The following is a 20,603-nucleotide window of genomic DNA, read 5'->3' on the forward strand; positions in this document are numbered from 1 at the left end:
GGCGCGGCCCGCCGCCGCCCGCAGCCAGCCGACCAGGTGAGAGATGGTGCCGAGCGGCGGGGCGAGCAGCAGCTCGCCCGGTTCGCGGCCGCGGCCGTTCCAGCGGAGGATCTGCGCGATCTGGTGTGCCAGCCCCGGGTCCCGCCCGAGAGTCATCGGGACGACGACCGCCGGGCGCCGGGTGAGGGCGTGCAGATCCCGCCCGACGGCGGTGACCGTCGCGCCGGGCAGCCCGCCGAGCGCCCGGCCGTACCGGCTCTCGTGCCCGCCGACGAGCACCGTCTCCCGCTCCACCGGTGGCCGTCGCGCCGTCGCCGGCTCCCATCCCCTCCGCGGTGGCCGCGCCCGCTGCAGCGCCGGCATCCTCAGGCGCCGACGGGGTCGTGACAGGAGACGAGCTTGGAGCCGTCCGGGAAGGTCGCCTCGACCTGCATGAGCGGCAGCATCTCCCGGACGCCGTCCATGACGTCGGCCGGTCCGACGACCTTCTTGCCGAGTTCCATGCAGTCGGCGACCGACTTGCCCTCGCGGGCGGCCTCCAGTACGGCCGCGCTGACGAGTGCCACCGTCTCGCTGTAGTTGAGCTTCAGGCCGCGCTCCTTGCGCTTGGCCGCCAGGTCGGCCACGACATAGATCAGTAGCTTGTCCAGTTCTCGCGGTGCGAGATTCATAAGAAATCCCCTTTTTGTGTTATTGGCTTTTCTGCCCGGCCGAGCCGGCCGGCGGATTTCCGTCCGGCGCGCTCACCCGGCGCGCCTGAGCCAGGCGAATGCCGGGACCGCCGCGAGGAAGGCCCAGGCCACCAGGACGAACGGCCACGTCAGGGTGTGGCCGCCGAACGGGGTGAAGAAGGTCGTCAGGGCCGCGGTCAGGCCGGTGGCCGCGATCGCCCCGACGACCGCGTAGACGCCGCCGGCCGGGGACAGCACGACGAAGATCCCGGCGAGCGCCATCCCCACCAGGACGGCGTTGTAGCCGTACAGGCCGGCGGCGATGTCGGCGGCGGGCGCGCCCAGCACCCAGGCGACCGCCATCCCGATCAGGCTGGAGACCACCGCGGCGACGGCGGCGATCCAGCTGCCCACCACCAGCCCGACCAGGAAGATGAGCCCGACGTACCACTTGTTCTGGAAGAAGACCTGGCCGATGCCGTTGAACATGCCCTGCCAGATGTCGCTCCAGGTGAGCGCCGTGCGGCCGGTCGCCGCGGACGGGAGCGCGGGGCCGATCTTGCCCTGTCTGACGCGCTCGAAGGAGGGGGCCGCCAGCAGCATCACGCTGGTGACGATGCAGAACGGCGCGGTGAAGGTCGGCAGGTTGAACGGTTTGAGCAGGGTGACCAGCGCGGAGGTGACCACGCTGCCCGCCACGCACCCCACGACGACCAGGAGCGTGGTCATCCAGCTCATCCCGAAGTAGAGGACGAACGCGACGCCGATGAGGGTGCCGCTGAACCCTTCGAGGCCCATCTCGACCCGGTCGCGCGCGGCGCCGAAGGCGTAGGCGGTGAGCGTGGCCACCGCCGAGCCCAGCACCCCGTAGACGGCGTAGCGCCAGTTGCCGGCGGCCAGGGCGACGATGAAGACGAGCCCGGTCCAGGGGCTGGCCATGAAGTCGACCTGCCCGATCCCGCGGACCACCGAGATGAGCATGGTGAGGGGTTTCAGGTCTCGCGGGTGCGGAGCGGTCGCCGCCGGAGTCGTCGATGTCACGTCGGCCTTCCCGAAACTCTCCTCGTTCGGCGTTCTCCTCTTTCGGCGGTTACCGGCCGAGCGGAGCCATCCCGGCCTGTCATTCCCGGGGCCGGTCCGCAGACCACCGGACAGAAGTGCTTTTAATCGTGCCAGTACCTATTTTTTACCTATCTCCACCTGCACTGTTTTATTAGCGTCAAAATCCCAGAATTCGGTGTTTCACCATGGATACTTCCGATCATTAACCGACAGATCGGAAGCGGCCATAAGCGAGGTTCGACGATGCCTACCGGATTGAATACCGGCGATTCCGCCTGGGTGCTGGTGAGCACCGCCATGGTGCTGCTGATGACGCCGGGGCTCGCCTTCTTCTACGGCGGCATGGTCCGTTCGAAGAACGTCTTCAGCATGCTCTTCATGAGCTTCGTCTCGATCAGCCTGGTGACCGTCCTGTGGTTCGCCTACGGCTACGGGCTCGTCTTCGGCCCGGACGCGGGCGGGATCGGCCTGATCGGCTTCGGCGACTTCCGCTTCGCGAACGTCAGGCCCACCGACCTGACGGGGTCGGTCCCGACCTACGCCTACGCGCTCTTCCAGCTCACCTTCGCCATCATCACCGTCGCGCTGATCAGCGGCTCGGTGGCCGGGCGCATCCGCGTGGGGCCGTGGATGACCTTCTCCGTGTTCTGGGTCACCCTGGTCTACTTCCCGATCGCGCACTGGGTCTTCGACAGCGCCGGCTGGATCCACCGGATGGGCACGCTCGACTTCGCCGGCGGGCTGGTGGTCGAGCTCAACTCGGGCGTGGCGGGCCTGGCCCTGGCCGTGGCCCTGGGCCCCGGCATCCGGTACCGGCGCGGCGAGCCGCCCCAGCCCAGCAACATCCCGTTGGTCATGCTCGGCCTGGCCCTGCTGTGGTTCGGCTGGTTCGGCTTCAACGGCGGATCGGCGCTGAACGACGGCCCGACCGCGGTGACGGCGTTCCTGAGCACCATGATCGCGGGCTGTGTGGGCATGCTGACCTGGATGTTCCTGGAGTGGCTCCGTGCCCGCAGGCTCAGCAAGCTGGGCTCGGCCACCGGGGCCGTCGCCGGGCTGGTCGCCATCACGCCCTCGTGCGCCTACGTGAACGTCGAAGGCGCCCTGGTGATCGGCGTCGTGGCCGCCGCCCTCTGCTCCCTCGCCGTCGAGTGGAAGTTCGTCCTCGGCTACGACGACACCCTGGACGTGGTCGGCGTGCACGGCATGGGCGGCATCGTGGGCACGCTGCTGATCGGGTTCTTCTCGACCGGCGTGGTCGGCACCGCCGGCCTGTTCTACGGCGGGAGCGGCGCGCTGCTCGGCAAGCAGGCACTGTCCATCGTGGTGGTGGCCGTCTACAGCTTCGTGGTCACCTTCGTGATCGGCAAGCTCGTCGACAGGTTCTGCCGCCTGAAGGAGACCGAGGCCGAGCAGCTGGCCGGCTCAGATCTGCAGTTCGGCACGGGCTAGACCGCGGGGATGAGCGTCCCGGCGGACGGATGGCTCAGCCGTACCCTCCGTCCGAAGAAGGTCCCGGTGCCCTGGGCCGCGGCGGTGCGGGCGGGCGCGGTCGTCTCGGCCGGGGTGGCGGTCGGCGTCGCCACGAGGAGACCCGAGACGGGGATGCTCCTGGCCGTCGGCGCGCTCGCCGCCGCGATGCGGGATCGATACCCCTCCTACCGGCTCCGCCTGGTCCACATCACGGTCGCGGTGCTCGGCGGCGCGGTGGGGACGGCGATCGGCGTGGCGTTCCACGACCGGGGCTGGTGGACCGTGGCGGCGCTCGTCGGGGCGGCGCTCGTGTCCGGCGCGATCAGCGCGATCGGCCTGGCTCTGTCGTCCGCCGGGATGAACCTCCTGCTGATGGCGTCGGTGTGGTCGGCGCTCCCGCTGCGCGAGCCCTGGTGGTGGCCGCCACTGCTCTACCTGGCGGGCGGGGCCGCCGTGCTTGTGCTCGCGCTGGCCGCGTGGCCGGTGCGCGCCGGTACGGCGGAGCGCGCCGCCGTCGCCCGGGTGTACCGCGAGATCGCCGCCGTGATGGACGGCGGAGACGCCGGGCGTGCCTGGACGGTCCTGCCCCCGGCCGTGAGCGACGCCTACGACGTGCTGGCCGGACACCGCCTGTCGGCCCCCGGCCGCGATGCCGAGAGCGTCTGGCTGATGGGCGTGCTCAACGCCGCGCAACCGCTGCTGGAGGCGGTCATGACGATGCTCCGGCGCGGTGACGCCTTCCCGCCGGACGCGAGCGGGTCGGTGACGGCCCTGGCCGACGCCGTCGCCTCGGGAGCGCGCGGGATCCCCCCGCCGGACCTGCGGTCGGAGACGGCCGACGAGAAGATCTTCGCCCACGCCCTGGCGTACGCGGTGTCCTGCCTGCGCGGCGACGCGGAGCCGCCGGCCGCCCAGCTCGGGCGGCGCCGGAGGCAGCGCCTCTCCGCCGTACTGACCTCGCCGGACACCCTGAGCTACGCCCTGCGGCTCGCCCTGTGCATGGGCATCGCCACCGTGCTGGTCTCCGTGGTCGCGGTGCCGCACTCCTACTGGGTGCCCATGACCGTGACGCTCGTCCTCAAGCCCGACTTCGGCTCGGTGTTCGGCCGCGCCGTGCTCCGCGCCCTCGGCACGCTGGCCGGCGTGGCCGTGGGCGGCGTCCTGCTCCTGCTCGTCCCGCTGGGCCTGCCGATGCTCCCCGTGGTCTTCGCGCTCGGCATGGGCGCCCGGATCGGCATCGACCGGAGCTACGCCATGATGAGCACCGCCATCACCCCGCTCGTGCTGATCCTGGTCGAGTCGGCCGCGCCGGCCCCGCTGGGCAAGGTGCTGCCGGCACGCCTGTACGACACGCTCATCGGCTGCGCGATCGTGCTGACCGCGGGATACGCGCTCTGGCCGGGGAGCTGGCGGGTGCGGGTGCGCGACAGGCTGGCCGGCACCGTGACGGCCGTCGCCGACTACCTGGAGGCGGCGTTCGGGCCCGGACGGCGGCGGAAACGGCACAAGCTGTACCAGCGCTTCAGCGACCTGCACAAGAGCATGCAGCAGGGACTGAGCGAGCCGCCCCCGGCCGGACCCTGGACCGCGGCCTGGTGGCCGGAGGTCGTGGCCCTGCAGCGGGTCAGCGAGGCGGTCATCGAAGCGGCCGTCCAGGCCCGGTCGGGGGCCGCCGTCCCCTCCTCCGCCGACGTGACGGCCACGGTCGCGGGCCTGCGGAGGCTGGCGGCGGCCATGCAGGAGTGGCCCGCCCCGGCCTCCCCGGGCCCGCTCCCCGGATCGGGGCCGCTGGCCGGTGTGGCGCAGGAGATCCGGACCGCCTGGTCGGCGCTGCCCGCGGGCGACCGGCCACGTGATCCCGGCGCCCGTCCGGCAGGCTGACCGGTGCCCGGCTGAMCGTACGGCAGGCGGACCGGCTGGGGGGCACCGTGTTCCGCCCGGTGCCCGTGCCGCTAGATGGCCCGGCCCAGGGCCGCGCCGATGAACGCCGCCACCAGGCCGAACACGACGTTGAGCCCCATGTTGGCCACCGCGAGGCGGCGTTCGCCCTTCTCCGCCAGGCGCAGGGTGTCGTTGGCCAGGGTGCTGTAGGTGCTGAGCGCGCCGCAGAAGCCGGTGCCGGCCAGGAGCAGCAGCCATTCGGGCAGCCGCCCGGCGACCGTCCCCACCACGATCAGGCCGAGCAGGAACGAGGCCGACACGTTCGCGACGAAGATGGCCCACGGGAAGCGCGAGGGGATCCGGATCCCGAGGAGGTCGCGGAGCGAGGCCCCGACGGCGCCGCCCAGCAGCACCAGGATCGCGGCGATCACATCACCCTCCTCGCGACGGCCGTCCCGACGAATACGGCGATCATCGCCAGCACGGGGGTGAGCACGAGATGGGTGACGGCCACGCCGGTGTCGCCGGAGTGGAACTTGTCCTCCACGTTCACCGCGTAGGAGGAGAAGGTGGTGAACCCGCCGAGGAAGCCGGTCGACAGGAACGGCCCGACGAGCGGATGGCCGGGATGCCGCTCGATCCAGACCGTCAGCAGGCCGATCAGCAGGCAGCCGGTCACACTGACGACCAGGAGCGTCCACTGCAGTGCGTGCGGCGGGTTCGGGAAGGCCGCGTGTATCAGGTGGCGGGCCAGAGCCCCCAGCGCTCCACCGCAGGCCACCGCGGCAAGCGCGGGTCTGGAGATCTTCATTGCGTCAGGCTAACCCCGGCATACGCCTCTGACCTGGACAGACACACGCAACATCAGATCAGGGCCGCGGCGGGCACGGTCCCGGAGCCCCCCCGTCCGATCAGGCCGGCCGGGGCCGGGCGCCGTCGGCGGCGCCTGCCCGTCCGGCCGGGCCCGGCGAGGCCTGGCGCCGTCAGCGGCGCCTGCCGGACTCCTTGGCCGCACGGGCGGCCTCGGCCTTGGCGCTCGCGGCGTATCTGTCGACGTACTCCTGATCGGCGAGCTCCATCAGCGCGTACATGATCTCGTCGGTGACAGCGCGCAGGACGAGGCGGTCGTCCTCCATCCCGTAGTAGCGGGAGAAGTCCAGCGGCTTGCCGAACCTCACCCCTGGGCGGATGCCCAGCTTGGGGAGGGGACGGCCGGGGGGCATCATCTCGAAGGTGTTGACCATCGCCCACGGGACGACCGGCGCGCGCGACTCCAGCGCCAGCCGGGCCACGCCGGTCTTGCCCTTGTAGAGGCGGCCGTCGGGCGAGCGGGTGCCCTCGGGATAGATGGCGAGCACCTGGCCCTCGCCGAGGATGCGCTTGCCTGTGCGGAGCGCCCCCTCGCTGGCCTTGCCACCCGAACGGTCGATCGGGACGGTGCCCACGCCGCTGAAGAAGGCCCGGCTGAGGGCGCCCTTGAGGCCGCGGCCGGTGAAGTAGTCGGACTTGCCGAGAGAGATCACCTTGCGCGGCAGGAAGAGCGCCCCGAAGAAATGGTCGGCGAATGACAGGTGGTTGCCCGCCAGGATTACCGGCCCCTCCTTGGGCACGTTCTCCACCCCCTCCGCCCACGGACGGAAGACGAGATGGAGGAAGGGCCAGAGGATGGCCTTCACCACCCAGTAGAACACGTGAGGCTCCTTCGATTGACAGGCGGGACCTGGAGTTATCTTCGCACCTCCAGTGCCGGCCAACTACACCGCGAAACCACTCAAATCGACCTCTCGCAAAATACGCCCCACTCGTGCGACGATCGGGCGAACCTTACAAGGAGCTGCGATGCCAGTCATGCCCGGCGCAGAGCCGTACCACCATAAAGGTGGTCAGATCGGCGTCTTGCTCTGCCATGGATTCACCGGCTCGCCCCAGTCGCTGCGCCCGTGGGGCGAGCACCTGGCCGCGGCCGGCCTGACCGTGGCGCTGCCCCGGCTGCCCGGCCACGGCACCACCTGGCAGGAGATGAACCGCACCCGCTGGGAGGACTGGTACGCCGAGCTGGACAGGACCCTGGCGGACCTGCGCGGCCAGTGCGCCGAGATCTTCGTGATGGGTCTGTCCATGGGTGGCTGCATGGCACTGCGGCTGGCCCAGGTCCACGGCGCGGGGATCAGGGGGCTGGTGATCGTCAACCCGTCGGTGACCAGCGACGTGCCGCTGCTCCGGCTGGCGCCGCTGCTCGGGCTGGTGGTCCCCTCGGTGCCGGGCGTGGCGGGCGACATCAAGAAGGAGGGGGCGACCGAGCTAGGCTACACACGCACTCCGGTCAGGGCCGCGGCCAGCCTTACCCGGCTGTGGGCACTGACCCAGGCTGAGCTGGGCAAGGTCACCCAGCCGGTGCTGGTCTTCCACAGCTCGCAGGACCATGTGGTGAAACCGGCCAGTGTGCGTATTCTGCGTGAGAGGCTGAGCGGGGGGAATCTTAATGTGGTGGAGCTCAACGACAGCTACCACGTCGCGACGCTCGACAACGACGCTGATCGGATCTTCTCGGGGAGCCTGGAGTTCGTCCACGCGAACACCTCGCTACCCTTGCAGAGAGACTGATCGCGAGTGGGGGATGCGCGGTTTCCGGGAGGAAGTGGCCCGCCGATGAGTAACGAGCCCAGCTAAGTGACACCTCAAAGCGATGAGGACGAGGTCTGGCGTCAGATCGTCGCGTCCTTCAACGACACCGCCGTACGCGACTCGGCCGACCAGCCGTGGCCCGACAGCGAGAACCTGCCCTCCGAACCTCCCCGGCGCGTGGTCAAACAGTCGGACGAGGACGAGCGCCCGCCGGCGGAGGACCTCTCCGACGCCGACACCGATACCGATACCGGCACCGAGCAGGCGGATCCCGACGACGAGGGTCACTACGTGCCCCCGCCGCCGCCTCCGCTGCCCAAGACGGACACCACCACCAAGATCGCTTGGCTGGCCCTCTTCGGCGGCCCGGCCTACCTGCTGCTCAGCGCCGCCCTGAACTGGCAGTTGCAGGGCTGGATGCTGTTCACCGCGGTCGCGGCGTTCATCGGTGGTTTTGTGGCGCTCGTGGTGCGGATGGGCGACGGCCCGCCAAACGACTCAGGCTGGGACGACGGCGCGGTCATCTGACGACTCAGGCCGGGACGGCGGCGCGGTCGTCTGACGGCTACGGCTTGGCGCGCTCCGAGGTGCCCAGCCGCTCGATCACGTCGGTGTAGCGGCCGTCGGCGTCCACCACGTGGCCCACGGTGACCACGGTGCCGGCGCCCGGCAGGTAGGCCACCGACTGGAGCCTGATGGTCCGGGGGGCGACGGCGGCCGCGCCGCGGAGCGGCCTGACCGTGCGGCCGTCGTAGCGGAGCAGGAAGGCCTCGCCGGGCCGCTCCAGGTCCACCCCGGAGATCCAGAAACGGCCCTTGCGGTCACCGGTCACGCCGTACAGGCGCACGTCGCCGCCGGGCGGGGTCAGCCGGGACCACTTCTTGCCGTTCCAGGACAGGATCAGCGGGCCGGCCCTGCCGGAGTCGTCGTAGACGCCGCCGACGGCCAGCGCCCGCTTCGGCCCGTCGAGGTGGATGTCGCGCAGGTAGCCGCCGGGGATGTCCGGGACGTGGAAGGTCTTCCAGCGCCCGCCGGACAGCCTCGTGATCAGCGGCCTGCGGCCGGTGTCACCCACCGCCCACCCGTCGCTCCTGCCGGCCAGGGCCACGCCGTACAGCGTGCCCTTCTCTTCGAGCTGGGTGAGCTTCCACTTGCCGCCCCCGGTCCCGGTGACGACGAGCGGGTGCTTGTCCCGGCGGCCGACCGCGACCATCCGGCTGGGGGCCGCCGCCACCCCCCCCAGCCAGTCGCCGACGCGCAGGCTGTCGACGGTGACCCGGTCGAAGGCCGCCCCGTCTCCCCTCGCCAGGTACGGCAGGCCGTCATGGCCCTCGCCGACGGCCCACAGCTCGGTCGGGGAGGCGGCCGCGACCGAGCGCAGGAGCCCCGCGCCGGTGGGATCGTTGCGGATGCCGACCTCGGTCCAGGTCACGCCGTCCCAGTGGGTGATCGCGCCCCGGCTCTGCCAGATGTCCCAGACGCTCTGCTGGCCCACCGCCCAGACACTGGTGGCCGAGACCCCGGCCACGTCGGACAGCGACCCGTCACTGCTCAGCCGCGCGCTGGTCGGCGCCTGCCAGGCCTCCGCCGCTGGCGGGCTGGCGGGCTCGGCGTGGGCGGCGGGCAGACGCGGAGACAGCAGGAGCAGGCCTCCCGCGCAGAGCGCCAGCGCACGCCGCGGAAGGCGACGGGTCATGCTCAAATGGTAAGGGCCGTGCCCGGCCCGCGTGCCCGCTCCCCCCTGTTGCCCTCCCGCGGGCGCGGGCGGCCCAGCTCGGCCACCACCGGCAGATGGTCGGTGGCGGCCACCAGATCGGCGGGATCGGCCTCGGCCACGCCGCAGGAGAGGACCGGGAGCCCCGCCGCCGCGAAGATCGCGTCGATGCGCCTCCCGGGTCTCCGCGCCGGGAAGGTGAGCCCGTCACCGCGCGGCGAGACCGGGTAGCAGTCGGTCAGGTGTCCGGCCAGGTGCCGCCAGGCCGGCTCGTGGGACTGCTCGTTGATGTCCCCGGCGAGCACCGGCAGCGCGCCGAACCGGCCGGCGGCGGCCCGCAGCAGGGCCAGCGCCTCCGTCGCGTGGCACAGCCGGGCGCCCCTGTGGAGGTCCAGGTGGACGGAGCCGACGGCCACCCGCCGCCCCTCGGCCTCCAGCACCGCGATCGCGACCGCGCGCTGCTCCAGACCGGGGAACCATCTGAGCAGGTGCCCCTCGCCGTGCAGCAGCCGCACGCCCGGGCCGACCAGCACGGCCACCCCGCCCAGGCGGCGGCCCGCCGCCACGGTCAGCCCACCGGAGGCGGCCAGCCGCCCGCGCCTGCGGCGCCAGCGCAGGAAGCGGGGGGCCTCCTGCACGCAGAGCACGTCGGGGCGGATCGCGCTGATCACCCGTCCCAGCGCGGCGGCGTCGTCTTTCATGGAACGCACGTTGTAGCTGGCGACCCTGAGCACCACAGCCACCTCACTCGACGGAGCGTCCTGAAGCATGACGAGATGCGCTGTGAAGGCGGCCCGGCGGGCCCCGGCGTGCCAGGGCCCGCGGGTCAGCGCCTGCGCGCGAGGTCCGCCGCGCCGACCAGACCGGCCGACGCGCCCAGCTCGGCCAGGCGGATGTCGGCCAGGGGACGGTGTCCCCGGCCGGTCAGGTTGCGGGCGAAGGCCTCACGGACCTGGTCGATCCAGAGGTCGGCGGCGCGGGAGACGCCGCCGCCGAGGACGAAGCACCCGGGGTCGAGGACCGCGGCGAGGTCGCACAGGCCCTGGGCGAGCCACTCGGCCATCGCGGAGAACGCCGCCAGGGCGGCCGGGTCTCCCTGCTTGGCCGCCTCGGTGACCTCATGGCCCTCGATGTGCTCGGGGGTGCCGCCGGAGATCTTCAGCAGCACGGCGGCGCGTGCCGGGTCGGCCTCGGCGATCGCCCTGGCCTCGGCGACCAGGGCGTTGCCGCTGGCGTACTGCTCCCAGCAACCGAGGTTGCCGCACCCGCACAGGCGACCCTCCGGCACCACCTGCATGTGGCCGAGCTCGGCGCCCATGCCCCAGCGGCCACGGTAGAGGGCGCCGTCCAGCACGACCCCGCCGCCGATGCCGGTACCGACGGTCACGCAGACCAGATGGCTCTCGCCGCGCCCGGCGCCGAACTTGGCCTCGCCCCACGCCATCGCGTTGGCGTCGTTCTCCACCACGACGGGCAGACCGACGAGGTCGGAGACCTTCTTCTGCAGCGGCTCCTCGCGCCAGGCGAGGTTGGGCGCGAAGCGCACGACGGACCGGGTCTCGTCGACGAACCCGGCGGCGCCGAGGCCGACGGCCTCGATCTCCCGGCCCTTGGAGAGTTCCCGGACCGCCTCGGCGATCGTCTCCGCGACCTGTTCGGGGCTGGTGGCCGGGGTGGGCCGCAGAAGGTGCTCGACGATGCGGCCGTCCTCGTCCACGACGCCCGCCGCGACCTTGGTACCGCCGATGTCAACGCCGATGGTCAGCGCCATTGTCCACCCTTTCCCCCTGGGCTCACCCCAGGTCGATGTGCTCCACGGGGGTCTCTTCTCTGCCGCGCTCCCGTGCCCGCTGCGCGGGCGTGGGCTTGTTGAGCCCGTCGACCGCCGACCTGAACGCGGCGAACAGCTCGCTGCCCGCCTGCATCAGGTGGTCGGCGACCGCTCCGCCGGACTCGCGCTGAGCGGCCATCGCACGGCAGACGGGGCAGGCCCGGCAGATGTACTCGTCATGCTCGGAGACCGCCTCCTCCCACACGTCACGGCTGCCGCCACGGCTTCCGCCGGTGGAGAAAGCACTGCCGAACCCGGTCATCGTGCCCTTGATCAGGTTCTTCCGCAGCTCTCTGGCCGCTCTCTGCTGGAACGTGTCGAAGAGTTTGAACGCCTCCTCGGTCGCGTTTCCCAGCGGATCCCGGTCGTTCTCGGTCCTGCCGGTCTTGTCGGTCTTCTCAGTCATCAGGCCCTCCCGATTGGAACCGTACCCGGAGAAGGCCGTCACGGAGCACCGCCTCCCGCACGGATCTGCGGGCCAGGGCCGCGGGCAGGGCCAGGACCCGGCGGTAGGAGCCCGCGTTGACGATCAGCTCGTCGCCCTTGCGGGCCAGGTCCACCTCGCCCTTCTCGGCGAACGGCAGGGCCAGGAGCAGCTCGCCCTCGGGGGTGATCCGCAGCGGCGGGTCCACGGTGGGCGGGGCGAAGGGGTCGGACTCGCCGTACATGGCCTCGGCGACCCGGATGAGGGCGGCGGGGCCGACGGGCTCGGCGTCCAGGTAGGGCACGGTGTGGACGGGCAGCGGGGCGAAGGACTGCTCGACTTCGGCCAGGTGCCCGGCCTGGGCCTCCACCCACCGCTGCCGCCACGGGTCGGCGCCCTCGGCGGGGAAGACCCGGTTGGCGATCACCGCGTCGACGCGGTAGCCGTACAGGCTGAGGGAGGTGAGCGTGCGGCGGGCCTCGGCCAGGACGACGGCCTCGGGGGTGAGCACCAGCCGGACGCTGGCGTCGGGCCCGGTGAGCAGCTCGCGGACCTCCAGCAGGCCCCGGTGGAGCCGCTCCCCCGCGCCGACCACGTGGTCCTCGGGCACGCTGACCTGCGCCACCCGGCGGATGAGCGGGGAGAGCGTGCGCAGGAGCCGCCTGCCGACCGGCAGCAGCCGGTTGACGTGCCAGTCGAGGGCCTCGGGCAGGGCGAGCAGCCGGAGCGTCTCGGCGGTGGGCGCGCAGTCGATGACGATGACGTCCCAGCGGCCGCTGCGGGCCTGCTCACGCAGCTCCAGCAGGGCGATGACCTCCTCGGCGCCCGGCAGGACGGTGATCTCCTCGGCGGTGACCTCGTCCAGGCCCAGCTCGGCGAAGAAGCCCCTGGCGTAGTCGCGCAGGTCGCCCCACTGGCGCTCCAGCGCCTTCTGGGTGTCCACCTGGTGCAGGTGGAGGCCGGGCGAGACCTCCGTGGGCTCGGCCCCGGCGGTCGCGCCGAGCGTGTCGGCGAGCGAGTGCGCGGTGTCGGTGGAGACCACCAGCGTCTTATGCCCCGACCTGGCCGCGAGGGTGGCGGTGGCGGCCGCCGCGGTCGTCTTGCCGACGCCGCCCTTACCGGTGAACAGCAGGACCCGGCTCACGCGTCCTCCCCGCCCGGCGGCCCGGGGCTCACGCCCGAGGGCCCGGCGCGGCCCGGCTCCCTCATGAGGTCTCGACGCGCTTCTTCAGTCCCTTCAGGGCGGTGTCGATGATGACCTTCTCCGCCTTCCGCTTGATCATGCCGATCATGGGGACCTTGAGGTCCACGGCGAGCTCGTAGGTCACCTCGGTGCCGCCGCCCTCGTCGGCGAGGCGGTAACTCCCGGTGAGTCCGGAGACCATCTTCCCCGCCTCGGCGATGTGCCAGTCGACGGAGTCCTCGCCGTGCCAGGTGTAGGCGAGGGTGTATTCGTCGCTGATCACGCCCGCGTCCAGGGTGAACCGGACCGTGGCCGGACGTCCGTCCTCGCCGGCGGAGAGCACGCGCGCCGACTTCACCTGGCCCGCCCACTCCGGGTATGAGGCGAAGTCGGCGATCACCGTCATGATGGGGGACCGGCCGGCGCCGATCGTGATGCTCGAAGTGGTGCGATCAGCCATGGGGTTACCGTACTCGTTCATCGTTTCCAGGCGAACTCCCGGCTCACCACTCCAGCACGAAGGGCACTCCCCTGCCGCGGAAGTGACCCACGTTGAGGCATTCGGTCCTGCCGATCCGCGTGCGGGCGGCCAGGGGCTGGTGCACGTGGCCGAACAGGGCGTAGCGCGGCTGGGTCCGCCTGATCGCCTCCAGCGTGGCCTCGCTGCCCCGCTCGAAGCGCCGGGCGACCACGTCGTAGAGCAGTTCGGGGACGGCGGGAGGGATGTGGCAGCAGAGCACGTCCACCTCTCCCACGGCCTCCACCTTGCGCGCGAACTCCTCGTCGTCGATCTCGTTCGGCGTCCGGTACGGCGTGCGCAGCCCGCCCCCGACGAAGCCGAAGCGGAGCCCGCCGATCTCCACGCTCTGCCCGTCGAGCACGTGGTGGCCCTCCCGGAGGTATTCGGGCCAGTAACGCGGCAGGTCCACGTTGCCGTGGGTGAGGTAGGCCGGGGTCGGCATGGCGGCGAAGATCTCGCCGTACTGCCGGCGGACCGAGCGCTCGATGTGGTCGCGGGGGTCGCCGTCCAGCGAGGCCCAGAGCGCGGCCGACATCTCCCGCGCCTCGTCGAACCGCTTGGCCGTGCGGAGCGCGATGAACTGCGTGGCCCTCTCCTGCCCGAACAGCTCGGGGAAGATGCCCTGGGAGTGGTCGTCGTAGTCGATGAACAGGATCAGGTCGCCCAGGCAGACGAGCGCGTCGGCGCCCTCGCCCGCGCGCGCCAGGGCGGCGGCGTTGCCGTGCACATCACTGACGACATGAACCCGCATGCCGGACATCCTAACCATCCGCTAAATACGGACATAGGTAACAACTCGGATGCGACCTCGGGGCCGGAAGGTTGGTTCGGAGGTCCCGTGCGACGAGACTGATACCGTGAAATCGCCCCCGGCAACGCCTGGGTAACGGTATCCACCGGCGCGTGACTTATCGCGGTAACTTCCAGGCAGCCCATTGATCCGCGCGTCTTCAGGGAGTGACCCGTGCGCGAGTACAGCGTCCCCGTACTGGTGGATGTCCCCGCCTCCGCCAACCTGACCGACACTGTGTTCCAGCGCGCCGAACGGGAGCCGGGCACCGTCACCCTGCGCCGCAAGGTCGGCGACGACTGGATCGCCGTCACCGCCGGGGAGTTCCGCGACCAGGTCGCCGCGGTGGCGCGAGGACTGATCGCGGCCGGGGTCGGCGCCGGTGACCGGGTGGCCCTGATGTCGCGCACCCGCTACGAGTGGACCGTGATCGACTACGCGATCTGGGCCGCCGGCGCGGTCAGCGTGCCGATCTACGAGACCTCCTCCTCCGACCAGGTCAGATGGATCGTCTCCGACAGCGGCGCGAAGGCCGTGTTCGTGGAGCTGGAGTCGCACGAGGAGGCCGTCCGCGAGGTGCTGGCCGAGCTGCCGGACCTCAAGGACGTCTGGCGCATCGACGGCGGCGCGCTGGAGGAGCTGGCCGCGGGCGGCGCCGAGGTGTCCGACGCGACGCTGGCCGAGCGCAGGACCGGCCGCGGCACCGCCGACCTGGCCACCATCGTCTACACCTCGGGCACCACCGGCAGGCCCAAGGGCTGCGCGCTGACCCACGACAACCTGCTGTTCACCGCCAGGAACGTGGCGGCGGGCCCGCTGGACCCGCTGTTCACCGCCGACGGCCGGGCGGCCCTGCTGTTCCTGCCGCTCGCGCACGTCTTCGCCCGCATGATCCAGCTCGTGCTGATCGAGACGGGCACCGTGCTCGCGCACACCCCGAACATGAAGAACGTCGCCCCCGACCTGCAGGGTTTCAAGCCGACGTTCCTGCTGGGCGTGCCCCGGGTGTTCGAGAAGGTCTACAACGGCGCCGAGCAGAAGGCCGCCGGCGACGGCAAGAGCAAGATCTTCCACGCCGCGGCCGACACCGCCATCGCCTGGAGCCGGGCGCAGTCGGCGGGCGGCGCCGGGCTCGGCCTCAGGCTGAGGCACGCCCTGTTCGACAGGCTGGTGTACGGCAAGCTCCGCGCGGCCACCGGAGGCAGGCTGTCGGCCGCGGTGTCCGGCGGCTCGGCCCTGGGCGAGCGGCTCGCCCACTTCTTCCGGGGCGTGGGCATCGAGGTCTTCGAGGGCTGGGGCCTGACCGAGACCTCCGCGCCGTCGGCGGTCAACATGCCGGGCGCCAACAAGATCGGCACCGTCGGCAAGCCGTTCCCCGGCGTCACGATCGGCATCGGCGAGGACGGCGAGGTGCTGGTCAAGGGCCGTCACGTCTTCGGCGGCTACTGGAACGACGAGAAGGCGACCGGCGAGGTGATCGACGCCGACGGCTGGTTCCACACCGGCGACGTCGGCGAGCTCGACAAGGACGGCTACCTGCGCATCACCGGCCGCAAGAAGGAGATCCTCGTCACCGCCGCGGGCAAGAACGTCGCCCCGGCCCCGATGGAGGACCTCATCCGGGCCCACCCGCTGATCAGCCAGGCGATGGTGGTCGGCGACGACCGGCCGTTCGTCGCGGCGATCATCACCCTCGACCCCGAGGCGCTGGAGCAGTGGAAGGGGGCCAACGGCAAGGCCGGGGCCACCCTCGCCGACCTCAGCACCGACCCGGCGATCCTCGCCGAGGTGCAGAAGGCGGTGGACAGGGCCAACAGGTCGGTCTCCAAGCCCGAGCAGATCAAGAAGTTCGCGGTGCTCGACAGCGACATCAGCGAGGAGAGCGGGCATCTCACCCCGACCCTCAAGGTCAAGCGCAACATCGTGATGCGCGACTTCGCCAAGCACATCGACTCCCTGTACGGCTGACGCCGTCCCGGCCCGGCCGGTCCGGCCGGGCCCGGCGGGCGGTGCACGCGGTGCACGACGGGATCGCCGCACGACCGCCCGGACCGGCGCGTCAGACCCGGCCACGCGGGTAGTCGCGGGTCAGACGCGGGCAGTCGCGGGCAGACGCGGGTCAGGAGGGTCGCGCCGGTTCGAGCAGCCGGGCGAAGCGGGTGGCGACCCGCTCCCAGTCCCACTCCCGCGTGACCCACTCGCGTCCGCGCCGGCCCATCTCCCGGGCCCTGGCCGGATCCGTGAGCAGGTCGATGAGGGCCCCGGCCACCTCGGCCGGGGAGGTCCCGTCCACGACCAGGCCGGTCTCCCCCTGCAGCACCGCGTCGGGGGCCCCGCCCGACGAGCCCGCCACCACGGGCAGCCCGCTGGCGGAGGCCTCCAGGTAGACGATGCCGAGCCCCTCCACGTCGATGCCGCCCAGCCGGGTACGGCACGGCATGGCGAACACGTCGCCGGCGGCGAGGTAGGCGGGCAGCGCCGCCGACGGCACCGGCCCGGCGATCCTGACCGAGCCGCCCATCGGCCGGGCCAGCCGCTCCAGGGTCCTGCGGTACGGCCCGCCGCCGACGAGCAGCAGCACCCCGTCCGGCACGGCCCGCAGCACCTGGGGCCAGGCCCGCAGCAGGACGTCCTGCCCCTTGCGCGGCACCAGCCGGGACAGGCAGACCACGACCGGCCGGTCCCCCAGCCCCAGCGCCGCGCGGACCTGTCCCGCACCGGCCTCCGGCCGGAACAGGCCGGTGTCGACGCCGGGCGCGAGCCGTACCAGCTTGCCGCCGGCGATCACCGGGGCCAGCCGCTGCCTGGTGTACTCCCCCAGGTAGGTGACCACGTCGGCGTGGCGGCCGACCCTGGCCAGCAGGCGGCGGGCGAGCGGGACCTGCGCCCAGGAGGCCTCGTGGCCGTGGGTGATCATGACGATGCGCCCCGCGCCGGCGGCCCGCATCCTGGGCGCGAGCAGACCGAGCGGGGCCGCCGCCCCGAACACCACGGTGTCGCACTTGAACTCGGCGACCAGCTCCGCGGCCCGGCGGGCGACCGCGCGGGTGGGCAGCATCAGCGAGGTGGGGTGCCGCACGACCGGGTACGGCTGCCGGGCGTCGAACGCCTCGCAGCCGGGCCACCGCGGGGCGTAGACGACCACAGAGTCCGGCGGGAGGCAGGCGGCGAGACCGTGCACGAACGACTGGATGCCGCCCACCCGGGGCGGGAAGTCGTTGGTGACGATCAGCGCGCGGTTCACGGCTCCCGCATGCCGTTCAGCAGGGCCCAGGAGCGCGCCATGGCGATGCGCTGCGGGGCTGTGGGGTGGGAGACGTAGAGGACGTATTCGAAGGCGTCCGGCGACAGATCCGAGATGTTGGTGACCGACAGCCGTCTCTGCATGGACACGAACGCGGCCGGATCCCTGGTCAGGTCCAGCGCGTGCGCGTCGGCGCGAGCCTCGATGTGCCTGCTGACCAGGTTCTGCGCCGGCCCGGACAGGACCGTGGCCAGGCTCAGCAGCCCCATGACCAGGCCCACCGCCTTCGGGTCGGCCACCGAGGCGATCCCGGTGCGCCGCCGTACCGGCCGCCAGGACGCCGCGAGGTAGAGCAGGCACGCCCCGCAGGCCGCGCCCAGGGCGCCGACGAGCGTGCCGTACAGCACGTCGTCGGCCTTGGCGTGGCCCAGCTCGTGCGCGACCACCAGCTCGACCTCGTCGGCGGGGGCCCGCAGCAGCGTGTCGTAGACCACGATCCTGCGGGTCGCGCCGAAGCCGGAGACGTAGGCGTTGAGCGCGGTGGTCCGCCGGGAGGCGTCGGCGACCAGGACGTCCTCGACGGGCACGCCGTCGCGGGCCGCCATGCTGAGCAGGTCGTCGCGGAGCTGCCCGGCGGGCATCGGCGTGAAGTCGTTGAAGACCGGCTCGATCAGCACGGGGTAGGCGAAGGAGGCGGCCACGGTCAGCGCGAACGCGCCGGCCGCCGCGGGGATCCACCAGCGCCGGTAGCGGCGCGCCAGCGCGACCACCGCGAGCACCATGATCGCGTTCAGCCCGGTCCTGATGCCGATGTTCTTGACCCGGTCGGCCGTCCAGGCCGGCCAGTTCTGGGTGGAAAGGCCGAACTCGCGCAGGTAGGTCTCCGACCACATGCCCAGCGGCCAGCGGAGGATCTCCACCGCCACCGACAGGACGAGGACCCCGAGCAGCACCCGCAGCCACCACGGCCCCCTCAGCCGGCCGAGCAGCCGCGCGCCCAGCGGGGTGCTCACCAGGACCCCGGCCACCACGAGGGTCAGGCCGAGCGACAGGTAGGCGGGCGCGCTGACCGCCGCGTCGAAGGTCTCGGAGCGGGCGATCTGGTCCGGGGTGAAGTCGCGGGCCGGATCCGGCGGGACAGACGGGGCGGCGGCGGGCAGGGCCCGCCAGGGCGTGGTGAACGCCACGATCGCCAGCGTGGCCGCGCCGAGCGCGGCCAGCGCCCACCCTGCCACCCTGATGCCCGAGGGCGCCTCCACCGTGGTCGTCGTCATCGGATCCCTTCCCGCAGGCGTGTCGCAGCCCCCGGGGAGGCCGCAGGCATGCCCGTCGTGTCCCGCGCCATGGCGATCCCCCCGGAGGCCGCAGGCGTGCCCGCCGTGGTCCGCGTCACGGCGCCCCTTCCGGAGGCAGCAGGCATGCCTGTCATAGTCCGCGCCATGGCGATCCCCCCGGAGGCCGCAGGCGTGCCCGTCGTGGTCCGCGTCAACCCAGTTCCCTCCGGAGGTGGTCACGCCAGGCGGCGGTGAGCTCCGCCGGCGACAGGCCCAGCGCACTGCCGACATCGCTACCGTAGAGCCTCACCAGCGCCTTCTCACCGAAGCGCTCCGCGATGTAGCGGCAGGCGAGCCACGCCTCCTCGTAGGTCTGCGCCAGCCGCGGGGCGCCGGGGGCGAAGTCGGCGGCTCCGGGGAGGCGGGCGGGCAGGGTGCCGGCGCGCACCTCCGCGGCCAGCTCGGCGGCGGCCTCACGGACCCCGATCCCGGCGTCGCGGTATCCCACGTAGTCGGCGAACCCCTCCGACAGCCACATCGGCACCCGGCCACCGCGGGTCGCGCCGGTGGCCACGTGGGTGAGCTCGTGCGTGATCACCACGTCCCGGCCGATCGCGCTGAGCCTCGCGTAACCCGACGGCAGGACGATCACCCTGTCGGCGGTGGCCATCGCGGCCAGCCCTCCCGTGCTCCCGGCGCCCGCGAGCGCCGCCGCCTCCGCGTCGGTGGCGGGAAAGAGGATCACCGGCCGGACCGGCCCCCAGATCCGCCCGACGGTACGGCGGGCACGGTCGGCCCTCGACGCCAGATCGCGGAGATCGGCGAGCGGGACGCGGTGGCCGATCACGACGGAGTGCTCCCCGCGGACCACGGTCGCGGCCCCCGGCCAGAGGCCGCGCGTCTCCTGCGGGAGCGGCCCCGCTCCGGCGGTCAGACCGGCGCTCATCAGCGCCAGCATCCCGGTGAGCACGGCGCGGCGCCCTCTCCGGACGGACATATGAGTTGATGTTACTCGACCGGCATGGAGCGGCCCCGTCCATCCGCGGAGGATGGACGGGGCCGATTCGCCCGGTCAGCCGCCGGGACGGACCGCTCCGGCGAAGGAGGACTTGTAGTACCCCTTCAGCTTCACGATCCGGACCGTCTTGCCACTGCTCGGCGAGTGGACCATCTTGCCCTTGCCGACATACATGCCCACGTGGCCCTTGCCGTAGAAGAACATCAGGTCACCGGGGCGCAGGCTGCTCCACGAGACCTTCTTCCTGACGGCGCGGTACTGGCTGTGCGTGATCCGGGGGAGGGAGACGCCGGCCTTGCGCCACGCGTACTGGACGAGCCCGGAGCAGTCGAACGAGCCGGGGCCGGAGGCTCCCCACCGGTACGGGTCGCCGATCTGCTTCGTGGCCGCCGAGACGGCCTTGTGGGCCTTCACCTTCTGCCGTGCGACCTTGCTCGTCCGGGTCGTCTTGGCCTTCGCCGTGCTCTTGGTCTTCGCCGTGCTCTCGGCCTGGACCGCGACCACGATGTCCGACGTCGCCTGTGCCGCCGTGGATCCCAGCACGACCGCCCCGGACGAGGCGGTCAGGGTGAGCGCGGCGCCGCCGAGGGAAAGGCGGGCAAGGCGTGACAGACAGGGGTTACGCAGGGTGGTAGACAGGATTTCTCCTTGGGGCTTCCACTGATGCCTACCGGGTTAGCTGACGGATTCGGACGGGGAAGTCGCCCTACGGCATGAAATATGCCGATTCACCCCTGGCCACACCTTGAGGGCCCTTGGGTCCCCGGTTCCATGCCTCCTGGCTGCACGGATTCGGCAAGCCACCGCGATGGGGTCCAGCCCCGGAGGGGAGCGGCGGCCGATTGGATTTTCCGCGGAATGCCTGACTTTCGGGCAGGCATTCGTCGCGGCGA

22 protein-coding genes and 1 riboswitch are annotated in these 20,603 nt (G+C 72.1%); of the genes, 5 read left to right on the forward strand and 17 right to left on the reverse strand.

Annotated features, from left to right (window positions below; translation table 11 throughout):
• The 3 genes from CA984_RS11720 to CA984_RS11730 form a co-directional block, all read right to left on the reverse strand.
• Positions 1-294: hypothetical protein (locus CA984_RS11720; protein ID WP_207620827.1), on the reverse strand; the 294-nt coding region annotated here is incomplete at its 3' end.
• Between the two features lie 71 nt (positions 295-365).
• Positions 366-671: an urease subunit gamma gene (ureA, locus tag CA984_RS11725; protein WP_012889422.1), complete on the reverse strand. Its 306-nt coding sequence runs from the start codon at positions 669-671 to the stop codon at positions 366-368.
• A gap of 72 nt (positions 672-743) precedes the next feature.
• Positions 744-1,712, reverse strand: coding sequence for an urea transporter (locus CA984_RS11730; RefSeq protein ID WP_242675891.1), 969 nt, complete (start codon positions 1,710-1,712; stop codon positions 744-746).
• Positions 1,713-1,976: 264 nt separating this feature from the next.
• Between CA984_RS11730 and CA984_RS11735 the strand changes: the two genes are divergently transcribed.
• Together CA984_RS11735 and CA984_RS11740 are read left to right on the forward strand one after the other, a co-directional pair.
• On the forward strand, positions 1,977-3,185 hold the full coding sequence (locus CA984_RS11735) for an ammonium transporter (RefSeq protein ID WP_086571192.1): 1,209 nt from the start codon (positions 1,977-1,979) through the stop codon (positions 3,183-3,185).
• Positions 3,186-3,194: 9 nt separating this feature from the next.
• Positions 3,195-5,087, forward strand: coding sequence for an FUSC family protein (locus tag CA984_RS11740; protein ID WP_133061635.1), 1,893 nt, complete (start codon positions 3,195-3,197; stop codon positions 5,085-5,087).
• Between the two features lie 71 nt (positions 5,088-5,158).
• Here the strand turns inward: CA984_RS11740 and CA984_RS11745 are convergent, their stop codons facing one another.
• The 3 genes from CA984_RS11745 to CA984_RS11755 all read right to left on the reverse strand — a co-directional run bounded on the left by CA984_RS11745 (position 5,159) and on the right by CA984_RS11755 (position 6,778).
• Complete coding sequence (locus tag CA984_RS11745; protein ID WP_242675892.1) at positions 5,159-5,518, reverse strand: fluoride efflux transporter FluC; 360 nt, start codon at positions 5,516-5,518, stop codon at positions 5,159-5,161.
• Positions 5,515-5,898 (reverse strand): fluoride efflux transporter FluC, encoded by a 384-nt coding sequence (locus CA984_RS11750; RefSeq protein ID WP_086571196.1) that lies wholly within the window; start codon positions 5,896-5,898, stop codon positions 5,515-5,517. The genes CA984_RS11745 and CA984_RS11750 overlap by 4 nt, the downstream gene beginning before the upstream one ends.
• 172 nt (positions 5,899-6,070) lie before the next feature.
• Positions 6,071-6,778 (reverse strand): lysophospholipid acyltransferase family protein, encoded by a 708-nt coding sequence (locus CA984_RS11755; protein ID WP_086571198.1) that lies wholly within the window; start codon positions 6,776-6,778, stop codon positions 6,071-6,073.
• Positions 6,779-6,926: 148 nt separating this feature from the next.
• Here CA984_RS11755 and CA984_RS11760 point away from each other — a divergent pair, with 148 nt between their 5' ends.
• Both CA984_RS11760 and CA984_RS11765 read left to right on the forward strand, forming a co-directional pair.
• Positions 6,927-7,691, forward strand: a complete 765-nt coding sequence (locus tag CA984_RS11760; protein ID WP_086571200.1) for an alpha/beta hydrolase — start codon at positions 6,927-6,929, stop codon at positions 7,689-7,691.
• Positions 7,692-7,757: 66 nt separating this feature from the next.
• On the forward strand, positions 7,758-8,240 hold the full coding sequence (locus CA984_RS11765; protein WP_086571203.1) for a hypothetical protein: 483 nt from the start codon (positions 7,758-7,760) through the stop codon (positions 8,238-8,240).
• A gap of 37 nt (positions 8,241-8,277) precedes the next feature.
• Here CA984_RS11765 and CA984_RS11770 read toward each other — a convergent pair whose 3' ends face one another.
• The 7 genes from CA984_RS11770 to CA984_RS11800 form a co-directional block, all read right to left on the reverse strand.
• Positions 8,278-9,408, reverse strand: coding sequence for a beta propeller repeat protein (locus CA984_RS11770; RefSeq protein ID WP_086571204.1), 1,131 nt, complete (start codon positions 9,406-9,408; stop codon positions 8,278-8,280).
• A 2-nt stretch (positions 9,409-9,410) separates the two neighbouring features.
• Complete coding sequence (locus CA984_RS11775; protein WP_341351705.1) at positions 9,411-10,160, reverse strand: endonuclease/exonuclease/phosphatase family protein; 750 nt, start codon at positions 10,158-10,160, stop codon at positions 9,411-9,413.
• Positions 10,161-10,252: 92 nt separating this feature from the next.
• Complete coding sequence (locus CA984_RS11780) at positions 10,253-11,197, reverse strand: ROK family glucokinase (RefSeq protein WP_086571208.1); 945 nt, start codon at positions 11,195-11,197, stop codon at positions 10,253-10,255.
• 22 nt (positions 11,198-11,219) lie between these two features.
• Positions 11,220-11,663 (reverse strand): DUF5304 family protein, encoded by a 444-nt coding sequence (locus CA984_RS11785; RefSeq protein WP_086571210.1) that lies wholly within the window; start codon positions 11,661-11,663, stop codon positions 11,220-11,222.
• A complete protein-coding gene (locus tag CA984_RS11790; protein ID WP_086571212.1) occupies positions 11,656-12,825 on the reverse strand; it encodes an ArsA family ATPase in 1,170 nt (389 codons plus the stop codon). Before CA984_RS11790 ends, CA984_RS11785 begins: the two co-directional genes overlap by 8 nt.
• A gap of 61 nt (positions 12,826-12,886) precedes the next feature.
• Positions 12,887-13,324: an SRPBCC family protein gene (locus CA984_RS11795; protein WP_086571264.1), complete on the reverse strand. Its 438-nt coding sequence runs from the start codon at positions 13,322-13,324 to the stop codon at positions 12,887-12,889.
• 43 nt (positions 13,325-13,367) lie between these two features.
• A complete protein-coding gene (locus tag CA984_RS11800) occupies positions 13,368-14,135 on the reverse strand; it encodes a metallophosphoesterase family protein (RefSeq protein ID WP_086571266.1) in 768 nt (255 codons plus the stop codon).
• A gap of 213 nt (positions 14,136-14,348) precedes the next feature.
• Between CA984_RS11800 and CA984_RS11805 the strand changes: the two genes are divergently transcribed.
• Entirely contained in the window at positions 14,349-16,142 is a 1,794-nt protein-coding gene (locus CA984_RS11805) for an AMP-dependent synthetase/ligase (protein WP_086571214.1), read from the forward strand.
• Between the two features lie 151 nt (positions 16,143-16,293).
• Here CA984_RS11805 and CA984_RS11810 read toward each other — a convergent pair whose 3' ends face one another.
• The 4 genes from CA984_RS11810 to CA984_RS11825 form a co-directional block, all read right to left on the reverse strand.
• Positions 16,294-17,418: a glycosyltransferase family 4 protein gene (locus CA984_RS11810; protein ID WP_086571216.1), complete on the reverse strand. Its 1,125-nt coding sequence runs from the start codon at positions 17,416-17,418 to the stop codon at positions 16,294-16,296.
• The gene (locus tag CA984_RS11815) at positions 17,415-18,692 is read right to left on the reverse strand and encodes a M48 family metallopeptidase (RefSeq protein WP_086571218.1); all 1,278 of its coding nucleotides are present in this window, start codon (positions 18,690-18,692) and stop codon (positions 17,415-17,417) included. The genes CA984_RS11810 and CA984_RS11815 overlap by 4 nt, the downstream gene beginning before the upstream one ends.
• Positions 18,693-18,903: 211 nt before the next feature.
• On the reverse strand, positions 18,904-19,689 hold the full coding sequence (locus tag CA984_RS11820; protein WP_133061636.1) for a hypothetical protein: 786 nt from the start codon (positions 19,687-19,689) through the stop codon (positions 18,904-18,906).
• Between the two features lie 75 nt (positions 19,690-19,764).
• The gene (locus tag CA984_RS11825) at positions 19,765-20,253 is read right to left on the reverse strand and encodes a C40 family peptidase (RefSeq protein ID WP_086571221.1); all 489 of its coding nucleotides are present in this window, start codon (positions 20,251-20,253) and stop codon (positions 19,765-19,767) included.
• Between the two features lie 106 nt (positions 20,254-20,359).
• Positions 20,360-20,518, reverse strand: a riboswitch (cyclic di-AMP (ydaO/yuaA leader).
• Positions 20,519-20,603 lie beyond the last annotated feature (85 nt).

The organism is Streptosporangium minutum (assembly GCF_002149035.1).
GTDB lineage: Bacteria > Actinomycetota > Actinomycetes > Streptosporangiales > Streptosporangiaceae > Streptosporangium > Streptosporangium minutum.